Source organism: Coxiella-like endosymbiont of Rhipicephalus sanguineus, assembly GCF_018687865.1.
Genome location: NZ_NIQB01000094.1, coordinates 1 through 12,657 on the forward strand (window position 1 = coordinate 1; position 12,657 = coordinate 12,657).

Genomic DNA, 12,657 nt, shown 5'->3' on the forward strand with positions numbered 1-12,657 from the left:
TTTGATTGCTCAGTAACAAGTGATAGCGATTGGTGATATGCAAAATAATAAAGTAATTATAAAAAAGGTATAAAGGCTGTCGAAGAAGTAGTGATTCATGTCAAAATAAACTGAAGGACGGTACCACCGTTAAGATTCATAATAGTGTGGTATTACAAGCACCGAAAGCTGCAGCTTTGACAGGAAGCTAATGACGAGATTTACTTACAAATTTATTACGCGACCTGTTCTTGCCGTTGTCGTGAGTTTGATTATTTTCATTTTGGGATTGCGTGCCATTATGGAAATGGAGGTACGCCAGTATCCAAAAATGGATAACACATTCATTACAATCAGCACCTCTTATCTGGGAGCGTCAGCTTCATTAGTAAAAGGTTTTGTAAAAGGTTTTAATTACAACTCAAATGAATTTATGACAGGGTTAACGGGAGTTCTCTTTACTGAATTTGCATTTACTTTAACAGGATATGTGATTGTATCCGGAATTATTGCACTAACCTTGTCACCAATGACGTGTTCTCGATTATTAATTCCAAATATTGAAAAGCAACGTTATGTTCAGTGGGTTTGATTGGGCATTGGATCGGATGAAGAAATTTTATTCTCAGTGACTAGCAGCTGTTTTAGATCATTGCCCATTAATTATTGTTTTAGCTATTGCGGCTTTAGCGAGTTGTTTTCTTTTTTATATTAATACCACTATACCACTTCAGAACTAGTCCCTGAAGAAGATCAAGGGGTTTTATTTATTCAAGCCCACAAGGTCCCCTCCCCAATACGCTAATATCGATTATATTGAGACTTATTCGGACGAATACGCCAAATATTTTAAACAACTTTCTTTACTTGAGAATTATTTCGTGATTAACGGGCTTTAGAACTATAAATACAATATTAGCTGGAATGATTATGAAGCCATGGGACGAACGAGAACAAACTCAGAAAGAAGCACAACAGTTTTCGCAACCCGCACTCAATAATATAGCCGGATTGCAAACATCCATTTTTCCGTTAGCGTCTTTCCCTAGCGGGGGAATGGGCGCCTGCCTGCCGATACATTTTATTGTTACGTCTATTTCGTCCTTTAAAGATATTTATTTGGCGGAAATGAAAATTGTGGATGCTGCTCAAAAATGCTGGAATTCGCTAATAAGCTGCAAAGGAAAGAAGGATTGTCTATTCGAGAAACCATTGAAAAGGCAGCTGCTATCCGATTGCGTCCAATCTTCATGACAATAGCACAGACATGGTTCTGGGAGTGGTTCCTCTTTTGATTGCTACAGGTGCTGGTGCTGTAAGCCGGTTTAATATTGGACTAGTAATCGCCACCGGTATGTTGTTGGCACAATGTTTACTTTGTTCATTGTACCGACTATGTGTACACCCTCACCATCATTGCTAAAAACATCAGCTATTGCGTAAAGCCGATATCATCGAATAATCATTGAGCCTATGAAAATTTATTCGCTCCTGAACTTATCGAGAACGCCGATCGCGAATGGTAGAGGGATAAACCCTCACTAATTGATTTTCAATGACTTGGCAATGAGCGGGTTGTAGATTTCGGGTGGGAGGGTGAATGTATTCCGCACATCCCGACAGGGTAGCAAAGAAGCAACTAACCATAAGGATTTTATCCATTTCTTTTCTCCTCTCATTCGCAATTACCTCTCATTCGCAATTACAATAATAGTATAGATGAGTTATTATCTAACTCACAAAAAGTCAATCAAAAGGGGAGGTAGTGGTTAAACCCTATCGAAAAAAAGATCCATACCATAAGCGGGAAGCGTCTTTATATAAGCATCCCGTTTCCAGCAGAGAACTTATTATCCAATATTTGAAAGAAATCAATCGCCCGGTTAGTTTCAAACATTTACTAACAGCTTTTGAGTTGAAAAAATCAGAAGAAAAAGAGGGATTACATCGACGCTTAGTGGCAATGACTCGGGATGGCCAGCTTATCAGAAATCGATGTGGTAGTTATGCTTTAGTTCAAGAAATGGAATTAATTCGAGGGCGTGTTCAAGCTCATCCAGATGGTTTTGGATTTTTAATTCCCGACAATGGCTTGGGAGATATTTTTTTGCCAGCCAGAGAAATCCGTATAGTATTTACGGATGATGTGGTTTTAGTTCGCCTTACCAATCGAGGGGAGCGAAGACGTGAGGGGGCCATTGTTGAGGTATTGGAGCGAAATACTCACCAAGTTGTAGGGCGCTATTTTGAAGAAGGTGGTATTGCTTTTGTTGATCCGGATAATAAGCTAATCACTCAGGACATTTTAATTCCTTTCGGACAGCAGGGCAAAGCTCAACCTGGCCAATTCGTCGTTGCTGAAATAACAGCACAACCGAGCAAACGACGACAAGCATTAGGACGAATAATAGAAATTCTTGGTGATCACCTAACTCCAGGCATGGAGGTAGAACTTGCTATTCGTGCCTATGAACTTCCTTATCAATGGTCTGCGGAAGTACTCCGAGAAGCAAAACAGTTATCTGTTGAGGTACTGGAGCATGATAAAGTAGGACGAAATGATTTACGCCATCTGGCATTAGTAACTATCGACGGGGAAGACGCTAAGGATTTTGATGACGCCGTTTATTGTGAACGGACAAAAAACGAGTTCGTGCTTTATGTAGCTATTGCTGATGTTTCACATTACGTAAAATTAGGCAGTGCCTTAGATCAAGAAGCCGAAGCACGGGGTAATTCAGTATATTTTCCGGAAAAAGTTATACCCATGTTGCCGGAAGCTCTGTCAAATAATCTCTGTTCGTTTCGCCCCCACCAAGATCGATTAGCCGTCGTTTGCGAAATGCATATTTCCTCGGAAGGGAAAATAAAAACCTATAAATTTTATCGGGCAGTTATTCATTCTCACGCTCGATTAACTTACAACCAAGTGGCAGCCATATTGCGAGGTGAAAAAACTAAAAATTCAGAAATGATACCCCACATTAAAAATTTATATAGGTTGTATCAAAAATTATTAAAACAACGAGTAAAACGGGGGAGCATTGAATTCAATACGACTGAGACTCGAATTGAATTTGATCAGAGAGGTAAAATTAAACGGATCGTTCCAATCATTCGTAATGAAGCGCATCGGATTATTGAAGAGTGTATGTTAATTGCCAACGTGTCGGCTTCGCATTTCTTACAAGAAGGAAATATCCCCACCTTATATCGAGTTCATGAAGGACCGGATGAGCAAAAATTGCACGATCTTAAGCGATTTCTTCGGGCATTTGGACTTCGATTAACGGGAGGGGATAAGCCAACCTCTATGGATTATGCAAAATTATTACTTCGAATTGAAAAACGTCCTGATGCGCATTTACTACAAACCGTTATGTTACGCTCCTTGCGCCAAGCCATTTACACTCCCGAGAACGTAGGTCATTTCGGTTTATCCTATGAAGGTACTGTCATTTTACTTCCCCCATTCGACGTTATCCTGACTTAATCGTTCACCGGGGAGTTTGCCACCGGTTGCAAAAAAGATCAGTGAAGAAGTTCCCTTACGATGAACTAAAGTTGATAGTTTTGGGTGAACATTGCTCCATGTTAGAACGGCGAGCGGATCGAGCTACCCGAGATGCGATAGATCGGCTGAAATGTGAGTATATGCTGAATAAAGTGGGGCAATCGTTTGATGGCCGCATCGTGGATGTTACTGGATTCGGTGTATTTGTGGAATTAGATAAAATCTATGTTGAAGGTTTAGTTCATATAACGGCGTTGGAGAATGATTACTATCATTATGACCCTATCCATCATCTCTTGCGAGGAAAGCGTAGCGCCCGAACTTACCGTCTGGGTGACCCGCTTCGGGTCATTGTAGTTCGTGTAGACTTGGATGAGCGCAAAATCGACTTTGTGGTTGAAGAGGAAAATTAGTTATAGAATAGGCAATTACCTTACTGGGATATAAATGGACGCACTCTATCAGAATCACCAAATCCGTGAACTAGAGCAATTGGCAGCCAAATCTGGTATCGATGCCTACGAGCTCATGGTTCGTGCAGGGGAAGCTGCTTTAAAAAGCCTGATCAAGCATTGGCCTACCCTTAAAGAAATTACAGTTTGTTGCGGAAAGGGAAACAATGGTGGCGACGGATTGGTTATCGCCTGTTTGGCGCATCAGAAAGGTTTTAAGGTTACGGTTTATTCTCTAGCCCAACAACCTACTGACTATCGCGGTCCTGCTGCTCAAGCAGCCCAGGCTTGTGAAAAACAAGGCATTTCGATTCAACCCTTCCCTGCCCCACTTTCTTTCGAAGGGGGGTGATCATAGATGCCCTTTTAGGAAGTGGTCTAAAAGGAGAAATCCAGTCACCCTACACTGAAATTATAACAGCGATTAATGAAGCCAAAGAACCTGTTCTAGCAGTTGATGTCCCTTCCGGTGTTAACGCCGATACGGGAGAAGTACAAGCAACGGCTGTAAAAGCTGATTTAACCATTAACTTTATAGGATTGAAACAAGGATTATATACCGTTCGAGCACCAGCTTATTGTGGTAAACTCGTATTAGCCTCATTGGGTCTTCCTAATTCTTTATTCACACAGGTAAAAACCCATACCCAATTATTGGATTGGTCCTACGTACAATCTTTGCTCCCTCTCCAACGCGAACGTGATACTCATAAAGGTAATTATGGCCATGTATTAGTAATTGGCGGTGATTATGGAATGGGGGGGGCAGTCCGTATGGCGGCTGAAGCTGCTGCTCGGGTAGGAGCCGGATTAGTAACTGTTGCGACTCGTCCTGAGCATGTACCGATTGTAAGTGGATCGCGACCCGAATTAATGTGTTATCAAGTAGCTGAGGCGTATGACTTAGAGAGCCTCCTTGAAGCAGCGACTGTGGTAGTAATTGGGCCGGGATTAGGAAAATCAGACTGGGCAAAAGCTTTATTAAACAAAGTATTACTTACGAGAACTCCCAAGGTGCTTGATGCTGATAGCTTGAATTTATTGGCAGAAAACCCTATTTACCGAGAAGATTGGATATTAACTCCTCATCCCGGTGAGGCTTCGCGATTATTGAATGTCTCTTGTCACAAAATTCAAAGCAATCGATTCGAGGCGATTCGACAACTGGCCCAGCGTTACCGGGGCGTAGTAGTTTTAAAAGGAGCCGGCACTTTAATTAAAGGAAGAGAAGAGGAGATCTCTGTTTGTTCTGCAGGGAATCCTGGCATGGCTACCGGTGGTATGGGAGATATTTTGAGTGGCGTCATCGGGGGCTTGTTGGCTCAACGATTAAGCTTCATGATGGCTGCTCAGGCGGGAGTCTTTATTCACTCGCTGGCGGCAGATCGTGCTGCCGAGGAAGGTGGGGAGCGAGGATTATTGGCTACGGATTTGTTCCCTCATTTGCGTACTTTAGTGAATCCTAGCGGAAGTAAATACTTTTGATTATTTCTTTTACTCCTAAAATTATTTCGAGTGAGAAAGCCATGCTTTTACTGGGTGAAGAAATAGCAAATTATTACCTAAAAGGGACTGTTATTTATTTATCAGGAGAGTTGGGTGCTGGGAAAACAACTTTAGTGCGCGGATTTTTACGGGGACTCGGGTATAAAGGCTTCGTTAAAAGCCCTAGCTATTCTTTAGTAGAAATTTATAGATTATCGACCTTAGAGGTTGTCCACGTAGATTTGTATCGGCTGGAGGAACCTGAAGACTATTTGAATTTAGGTTTAAGTGATTATTTAAAAAATAATCCTATTCTATTGATAGAATGGGCTGAAAAATCTGGAAAATTTCTTCCTTCTCCTACCTTATGGATTAAAATTGATATTCAAGGTAAAAAGCGCATTGTCAAATTTAGTGTTTGATTCTTTTCTTAATTAGAGGAGAGGCTATTAGCTTATATGTATGTTTTTTACTCTGAAAATCCCTTGCCAAATACGTATAAGCCTTGTTAAGGTAGCTTATGCGAAAATATTGGCTATTTTTAATTGTTTTGCTTATACCTTTAAGTGGGGTTGCTAAAAAAAATGAAATCATAGCCTTACATATTTATTCTCAAGAATTGGGTTGTCGTTTAATATTTCGAATTAGCCCAACGCTTTATTATCACTATTTTCAATTATCTCATCCGGACCGCCTGGTTTTTGATTTTCCAAACGTTCATGCGGTTAAGCTTTTTGATCAGTCTCTATTAAAAGATACACCTATTAAAAGAATTCGCGATGCAGTCCGTAAAAAAAATGAGTTTCGGATTGTTTTTGATTTAAAACGTTCTGTAAAAATAAAAACGTTTGTGTTGAAACCTCAATATCTTGGAGAAGATGCTCAGTGGATAATTGATTTCAATTTTTCTATTAAGGCGGTTTCTTCTTTCAAAAATGCACACTCCCAAAAGACACCCCCTTCACCGATCCAATTTTCCTCATTGCCTAATCGATCACGCGACGTAATTGTAGTAATTGATCCAGGGCATGGAGGACGTGATCCAGGTGGAATAGGTTTGGGAGGTGCTCATGAAAAAGATATTGTATTAAAAATTTCAAGGTATTTACAGCAAGATATTAACCGGCAGCTAGGATTTAAAGCTTATTTAACCCGGAAAGGGGATTATTATTTAACGCTTCGCCAACGATTAGATATCGCTCGACAATATCGAGCCGATATGTTTATTGCTATCCATGCCGATGCTTATAAAAATTCTGATGCTCATGGGGCAACTGTGTTTGCGTTATCTCAACGGGGAGCAACTAGTGAAGCTGCGCGGTGGTTAGCTAAGTATGAAAATGAATCAGAATTGATGGGCGGGGTAGATCTCAGCGATAAAAATAATTTGCTCAAATCCATTTTAATCAATTTGTCTCAGACGGCTACGATTCATGCTAGCTTGCTTATTGGACAGGAGATTATTTATGCTTTATACCAAGTAGGGGGGTTGCACCATGGTCATGTGGAACAAGCCGCTTTCGTCGTATTGAAATCTCCAGACATTCCTTCACTTTTAGTGGAAACGGGTTTTATTTCTAATTTTCATGAAGAGCACAAACTTTTAAACCAAGTTTATCAGCAACGTATTGCCTCTGCTTTAATGCAAGGAATTCGAGCCTATTTCGTCCATAGCCCGCCACGAGGAACTTGGCTTGCAGAATGGCAAATTCAATCAATGGGTTCATCAAGAGCGCTACAGGTTTTCGCGAGGAGAGCCGTTTGACTAAATATTGCTGAGCGTTTTAATGTAAGTTTAGCCGCTTTAAAGCGAATCAATCATCTTTATTCTACTCAAATCCGAATAGGTCAGATTTTGTTAATTCCCAAAATTAAATAACAAAAAAATAGGTGAATCTGGATTTTAAAATTCTAAGACTTATTCGCAAATTTAGCCTGGTAATCGCGTTGGACCAGGAGAATGTTTTTTCCCATTATCTGGAATTATAAACTAGAAAAATGGTATCACTAGTGAGCAAGGAATTTCATGAAATAATTCAATGCTCAGGATTCCTAGGTATATCTCTAATAAATTAGGGCCGCTCTTTTTTGATTTGGCAGAGGTAAGTCAGGATATTTTTTAGGTTCGTTCTTTTGATTTTTATACTTACCTGTATGTGAACCCTACCTTTGAACATATTTTTCGAAAAAGCTGTTAAGCTCTTTATCAAAATCCCAGTTAATGGATTAATGTATTGTGTATATTAGGAGTGGCAAAAGATATCAGCGGAGAAAAATTACGGCTGCGTGAATTGAATAAAAAATTACGTGAGACAAAACAGCTGGCAGAACAGGCTAATCAAAGTAAATCTGATTTTTTATCCATGATGAGTCATAAATTGCGAATTTCGTTAAATGCCGTATGAATTGATAAATGGGGATCAAAGAGGATTTAGCTAGTCATACTTATAGAAAAGGGCTATAATAGAAATTTAATTTCCATAAAATAAAATATTCCTAGTGAAATTGTGGGAGATAAAAAAGGAATCAAACAAATTTTAATAAATTTATTATCTAATACCATAAAATTTACATATAAGTTATATGTGTAATTGACTGTAGGTTATCTCTGTAGAAGCACTAGAAAAATAACGGTATGTTTTACAGTGGAAGATACAGGAATGGAGATTGAAAAATCTAATCTTTCTTCCATTTCCAATCGTTTCCAACAAGTAAATTCGGTATATCATCGAAAATACGAGGGTGTCGGATTGGGCTTGTCTATTGTAAAGGAATTTGTTGAGAAAATAGGGAGTATACTATTAACGTAAATAATGAAATGTAGATGGGTTTCAAGTTCATGTGCATTATTCCCTTTGCACTTACAAAAAGAAACTGAGGTAATTACTCAAAAAACTTCATATTTGCTAGATAAAAAAGCCGTTTAATTTTGTATATCCTAAACCAGATCATAATTTTAAAATGAATGTTCTCGTCGTCGAAGACAATTTAATTAATCAAAAAAAATCCAAAATTATCTTGGAGGAGATTGGCTGCCACGTCGATATTGTTTCTTGTGCTAAGGATGCTATCGAAAAAAATGAAAAAATTAGGATATGGTTTTTATGGATATCGGTTTGCCAGACATGGATGGATTCGAAGCCGTTCAGTGTATTTGTGTCGGGAAGAGGCTCAAAGGAAACATGTTCCCATTGTGGCAATGACCGCTCATGTTTTTGTTCACAATCGCAAGCGATGCTTCGATGTCGAAATGGACGATGTAATGGCAAAACCTATCATGCAGGATGATTTTTATCAAGGTTCTCAGACGATGAGCTGAGTAAGTGAAGTTAGCTGTCACAATAGAAATTCCTTCTAGCAGATTTTCCAAAAATCCGTTAGGCTCTTCTCCGAAGTAGCACATTAAATTAATCTAGCTATGCGCATTCATCGACTAAGTGATCAAACCGCCAATCAAATTTCTGCCGGAGAAGTGATTGAACGGCCTGCTTCTGTGGTTAAAGAGTTGATTGAAAACAGTATTGATGCTGAGGCAACCCAGATTCGAATTTATATTATCCAAGGTGGCCTAAAACAAATTCGCGTCCAGGATAATGGCAGGGGAATTCATTATAAAGATTTACCCTTAGCCCTTGAGCGGTACGCGACAAGTAAAATTAAAAATGCCGAAGATTTGCAGCGCGTAATTACTTTAGGCTTCCGAGGTGAGGCATTAGCTAGTATTACAGCTGTAGCTCGATTGCAATTGACCTCAAGGCAATGTGAAGCGAATTTTGCCTATTTTATTAGTAATTTAGAGGAAAATCTTACTTCACCCATGCCTGCGGCCCATCCACCAGGGACCACAGTGGAAATTCAAGATCTTTTCTATAACATACCGGCACGACGGAAATTTTTGCGAACGCCCACCACCGAATTTCAGCATATCGAACGGGTAATAGAGCGGATTGCCCTTTGTCATTTTTCGATCGGATTCACTCTTCATCATAATGGAAAAGAAATAATGAATTTTCGAAGAGCGCTTACAACTTCTGATCGAATGAGTCGCATAAAAAGTATTGTCGGTGATGCATTTCTACAATCCGCTCTTTCCATCGAATTTATTCAGTCAGGACTATCCTTGCGAGGATATATTGCTGAACCTCATTATACGCGGAGTCAACCGGATCTCCAATTCATTTACATCGATGGCCGTTTTGTTCGAGATAAATTAATTGCTCACGCGGTTCGTCAAGCTTATCACGACGTTTTATTTCATGGGCGACACCCTGCTTATATCCTTTATATCACAGTGGATCCTTCCTTAGTGGATGTGAATGTTCACCCCACGAAGCAAGAAGTTCGATTTCGAGACCGGCACTGGGTACGAGATTTTATTATTCATGCGGTATCCGAAGCATTAGTTCAAATAAGACCCGGACTTTGTGAGACTAGCATTCAATCTCCTGTTAAAAAAGTAAATATTCAGAATAATCTACAAATAGCTCATATACCACATTTACCCCTTTCACTTAAAGAAGACATCATTTTGTATAAAAAAAAGAAAATAACGCCTAATCGTGAATTATACGTAGAACCCCCTTTCGACTATCCTTTAGGTCATGCGTTAGCACAATTACATGAAATTTATATTCTCGCTCAAAATAAAAAGGGATTAGTCATCGTAGACATGCACGCGGCGCATGAACGCATCTTGTATGAAAAAATGAAACAGGAAAAAGAAAAGGGGGAAATAGTAACTCAATCATTGCTTGTTCCTTTGCATGTTACTTTGAACCCTCAAGAAATAGCGATATATCAAGCCAATCAGTATTTATTTTTAGAACTTGAGTTTGAAATTGGATTATTAGATTCCGATAAAATTATCGTGCGTCGTCATCCTTCTTTAATCAAAGCAGCTGATATTGAAAAATTAATTCGCGATGTACTTGCGGACCTTATTGTTCATGCGGCTACTTTGCGCATGGAAGAAAAAATTAACGCCACACTGGCTCGTTAGCTTGTCATGCAGCAATCCACGCTCCTTATCGTTTAACTCTAGAAAAAATGGAAGCTTTATTGCGTGATATGGAAAAAACTATGCATGGTGGGTTATGTAATCATGGTCGGCCACTTGGAAGCAATTTGAGATTAAAGAATTAGATAGATTATTTTTACGCGGACAATAAGGTGGAAAAATACGTTGTTTGTTTAATGGGTCCCACGGCTAGCGGCAAAACTCAACTCGCCATTACCTTAACACAACTTTTACCCTTTGAAATTATAAGTGTGGATTCAGCGATGGCGTATCGTGGTCTTGATATCGGTACCGCAAAACCGACTCTTCAGGAATTAAAAAGCACGCCTCATCATTTGATTAATATCTGTGAGCCCGAAGTTCCGTATTCTGCTGGTCAATTTTATAAAGATGCCTTAAAAGAAATCGAACTTATTCATGCAAAAAATCGAATCCCTTTGTTAGTGGGGGGGCAATGTTGTATTTTCACGCATTAGAACATGGCTTTTCCGATTTGCCATCGCCCAGCCCATGATTAGAAAAAAATTAAGAAAGAAGCAGAAGAGAAAGGTTGGCTGCCTTTGTATGAGAAGTTAAAAAAAATCGATCCAAAATCTGCCCTGCAAATTAATCAGAATGATGCTCAGCGTATTCAACGAGCGTTAGAGGTGTATGAAACAACAGGACAACCTTTATCGGATTATCAAAACTTAAAACGATTAGGGGCTTTGCCTTACCAGTTTATCAACATCATTGTAAGCCCCACCAATCGGGAAGATTTACACCAACGCATTGAAAAACGTTTTGATCAAATGTTGCAGGAAGATTTTTTAGAAGAAGTTAAGCAATTGTATCAACGAAATTTAAATCCTACCTTGCCCGCGCTTCGCACTGTAGGTTATCGCCAAGCCTGGCAGTATTTGGAAGGTAACTCTGATTATGAAACCATGCGGTACAAGGCGATTGTTGCTACGCGTCAGTTAGCTAAACGACAGTTAACTTGGCTTCGACGGTGGCCTTATGCAAAATGGTTTGATAGCAATAGGGAAAATTTGATCGAAGGCATTGTAGATTATTTGAAAGATAGCGCGGTTTATAACAAAATTTGAGGTTAAGCAGTATAATCGCTTTGCCAGCGTTAGGTGCTAAAGCGTCTGTAGTGCAAAATTTATTAGCTAGTATGACAAGTCAGTTATTGCTTGCCGATAACGATCAAGATCAGAATGCCGATAGCACTAATCGGCAAACTGACCAAGATAACAATAATGGTAATGCTGATCAAAGTAGTGATCAATCCGATAATGGTGATGTTGATAAAGACTAGTCCTGTTATAAAAGTCAATAAACATTCGTAGATTGAATACCCCGCGCCTTCGCGTGGTATTTTATAGTTTTTAATGATACATGTAATTGTTCATATACCTACTTAAACGTTAATCTTTTTCGAGGGTGACCAAAAAAAATGAAAAAATATCAAATACCTACTGCCTTAAAAGGAGTGGTAGGAGCTTAAGGATAGCCAGAAAACTCCAAAGGGGCAATATTATTCGGGCTAAGATTGGTTCGGGATATCCGGCGAGTACTGTTTTTATGGAACGTCGCCCTACAGTAGGGATTATACTCCGGCACTCAAATTGCCTTATCCTGAATGCGATTGGGTTTTGATCCGGATCTTATGGTTGCCGGGCCTGGAGGTGGGCAAGAATCGATTAGGAGACCGGGGAAGGATAATACCATGAGGTGCTTTATATAACATTCATAGCTCTCCTGATGAGATTCTCAGGGGCAAACCGGGGGGTGGGGCTGCATTCGAATGATAATCACGATATTATAGAATTGTTCATAGAATTGTTCGAGGCTCTTTCTCCAGAGGATTGGGTATACGTGCAAAAAAATAGGTGAAAGAATGACGAGCAAGGGAAATCATGCGCGTGTTTGGTTTGGGGAAAGTTCTGAAGTAGATCAGGAGATTAGCCAGCGGTTCTCCGCCGATCTTGATCTTACCCAGGCTATCAAGGGTCAATACGTGGAATAGTAAAAGATACCTCGTGGCTAATTGGCCTTAGTTATTGTTTTGGATTAATTTTCACGACATATATACCGAGACTCCCCTAAAGCATTCGCTCAGGATGATTATACCTTGGGCATATGGGTTAATGGTATCGCACACCAAGAAGACCATAAACTGAGTCTCATTGAGTGAGTATTTTATTATTTTATTATTTTCCGTT

At 39.6% G+C, this 12,657-nt stretch carries 14 protein-coding genes and 2 pseudogenes; 15 read left to right on the forward strand and 1 reads right to left on the reverse strand.

Annotated features, from left to right (window positions below; genetic code table 11):
• Positions 1 to 190: 190 nt before the first annotated feature.
• From B1F79_RS07200 to B1F79_RS07210, 3 genes are all read left to right on the forward strand, one after another.
• Positions 191 to 571 (forward strand): efflux RND transporter permease subunit, encoded by a 381-nt coding sequence (locus tag B1F79_RS07200; protein ID WP_285896421.1) that lies wholly within the window; start codon positions 191 to 193, stop codon positions 569 to 571.
• Between the two features lie 562 nt (positions 572 to 1,133).
• Entirely contained in the window at positions 1,134 to 1,274 is a 141-nt protein-coding gene (locus tag B1F79_RS07205) for an efflux RND transporter permease subunit (RefSeq protein ID WP_285896422.1), read from the forward strand.
• Complete coding sequence (locus B1F79_RS07210; RefSeq protein ID WP_285896423.1) at positions 1,259 to 1,402, forward strand: hypothetical protein; 144 nt, start codon at positions 1,259 to 1,261, stop codon at positions 1,400 to 1,402. Before B1F79_RS07205 ends, B1F79_RS07210 begins: the two co-directional genes overlap by 16 nt.
• Positions 1,403 to 1,476: 74 nt before the next feature.
• Here the strand turns inward: B1F79_RS07210 and B1F79_RS05450 are convergent, their stop codons facing one another.
• Positions 1,477 to 1,641 (reverse strand): hypothetical protein, encoded by a 165-nt coding sequence (locus B1F79_RS05450; protein ID WP_251366299.1) that lies wholly within the window; start codon positions 1,639 to 1,641, stop codon positions 1,477 to 1,479.
• A 103-nt stretch (positions 1,642 to 1,744) separates the two neighbouring features.
• Here B1F79_RS05450 and rnr point away from each other — a divergent pair.
• The 12 genes and pseudogenes from rnr to B1F79_RS06480 all read left to right on the forward strand — a co-directional run bounded on the left by rnr (position 1,745) and on the right by B1F79_RS06480 (position 12,461).
• Positions 1,745 to 3,906: pseudogene (gene rnr / locus B1F79_RS05455) on the forward strand (ribonuclease R).
• A gap of 34 nt (positions 3,907 to 3,940) precedes the next feature.
• Positions 3,941 to 4,297, forward strand: coding sequence for an NAD(P)H-hydrate epimerase (locus tag B1F79_RS05460; RefSeq protein ID WP_251366300.1), 357 nt, complete (start codon positions 3,941 to 3,943; stop codon positions 4,295 to 4,297).
• A complete protein-coding gene (locus tag B1F79_RS05465; RefSeq protein WP_251366301.1) occupies positions 4,294 to 5,430 on the forward strand; it encodes an NAD(P)H-hydrate dehydratase in 1,137 nt (378 codons plus the stop codon). The genes B1F79_RS05460 and B1F79_RS05465 overlap by 4 nt, the downstream gene beginning before the upstream one ends.
• A complete protein-coding gene (gene tsaE, locus B1F79_RS05470; protein WP_251366302.1) occupies positions 5,427 to 5,852 on the forward strand; it encodes a tRNA (adenosine(37)-N6)-threonylcarbamoyltransferase complex ATPase subunit type 1 TsaE in 426 nt (141 codons plus the stop codon). The genes B1F79_RS05465 and tsaE overlap by 4 nt, the downstream gene beginning before the upstream one ends.
• Positions 5,853 to 5,950: 98 nt before the next feature.
• Complete coding sequence (locus B1F79_RS05475; RefSeq protein WP_251366303.1) at positions 5,951 to 7,195, forward strand: N-acetylmuramoyl-L-alanine amidase; 1,245 nt, start codon at positions 5,951 to 5,953, stop codon at positions 7,193 to 7,195.
• 484 nt (positions 7,196 to 7,679) lie between these two features.
• Positions 7,680 to 7,835 (forward strand): hypothetical protein, encoded by a 156-nt coding sequence (locus B1F79_RS05480; RefSeq protein WP_251366304.1) that lies wholly within the window; start codon positions 7,680 to 7,682, stop codon positions 7,833 to 7,835.
• Positions 7,836 to 8,021: 186 nt separating this feature from the next.
• The gene (locus tag B1F79_RS05485; RefSeq protein ID WP_285896424.1) at positions 8,022 to 8,240 is read left to right on the forward strand and encodes an ATP-binding protein; all 219 of its coding nucleotides are present in this window, start codon (positions 8,022 to 8,024) and stop codon (positions 8,238 to 8,240) included.
• A gap of 269 nt (positions 8,241 to 8,509) precedes the next feature.
• On the forward strand, positions 8,510 to 8,749 hold the full coding sequence (locus tag B1F79_RS05490; RefSeq protein WP_251366305.1) for a response regulator: 240 nt from the start codon (positions 8,510 to 8,512) through the stop codon (positions 8,747 to 8,749).
• Between the two features lie 99 nt (positions 8,750 to 8,848).
• Complete coding sequence (mutL, locus tag B1F79_RS05495) at positions 8,849 to 10,429, forward strand: DNA mismatch repair endonuclease MutL (protein WP_251366306.1); 1,581 nt, start codon at positions 8,849 to 8,851, stop codon at positions 10,427 to 10,429.
• A 194-nt stretch (positions 10,430 to 10,623) separates the two neighbouring features.
• A pseudogene (gene miaA, locus B1F79_RS05500) lies at positions 10,624 to 11,535 on the forward strand (tRNA (adenosine(37)-N6)-dimethylallyltransferase MiaA).
• Positions 11,532 to 11,750 (forward strand): hypothetical protein, encoded by a 219-nt coding sequence (locus tag B1F79_RS05505; RefSeq protein ID WP_251366307.1) that lies wholly within the window; start codon positions 11,532 to 11,534, stop codon positions 11,748 to 11,750. The pseudogene miaA and the gene B1F79_RS05505 overlap by 4 nt, the downstream one beginning before the upstream one ends.
• 582 nt (positions 11,751 to 12,332) lie before the next feature.
• A complete protein-coding gene (locus tag B1F79_RS06480; RefSeq protein ID WP_285896425.1) occupies positions 12,333 to 12,461 on the forward strand; it encodes a hypothetical protein in 129 nt (42 codons plus the stop codon).
• Positions 12,462 to 12,657: the final 196 nt, after the last annotated feature.

Excerpts from the sequence above, each read along its gene's own strand:
- B1F79_RS07200 (WP_285896421.1), top strand. The coding sequence starts at position 191 with ATGACGAGATTTACTTACAAATTTATTACGCGACCTGTTCTTGCCGTT.
- B1F79_RS07205 (WP_285896422.1), top strand. The coding sequence starts at position 1,134 with ATGCTGGAATTCGCTAATAAGCTGCAAAGGAAAGAAGGATTGTCTATT.
- B1F79_RS05450 (WP_251366299.1), bottom strand. The coding sequence starts at position 1,641 with ATGGATAAAATCCTTATGGTTAGTTGCTTCTTTGCTACCCTGTCGGGA.
- B1F79_RS05460 (WP_251366300.1), top strand. The coding sequence starts at position 3,941 with ATGGACGCACTCTATCAGAATCACCAAATCCGTGAACTAGAGCAATTG.
- B1F79_RS05475 (WP_251366303.1), top strand. The coding sequence starts at position 5,951 with ATGCGAAAATATTGGCTATTTTTAATTGTTTTGCTTATACCTTTAAGT.
- B1F79_RS05490 (WP_251366305.1), top strand. The coding sequence starts at position 8,510 with ATGAAAAAATTAGGATATGGTTTTTATGGATATCGGTTTGCCAGACAT.
- mutL (WP_251366306.1), top strand. The coding sequence starts at position 8,849 with ATGCGCATTCATCGACTAAGTGATCAAACCGCCAATCAAATTTCTGCC.
- B1F79_RS06480 (WP_285896425.1), top strand. The coding sequence starts at position 12,333 with ATGACGAGCAAGGGAAATCATGCGCGTGTTTGGTTTGGGGAAAGTTCT.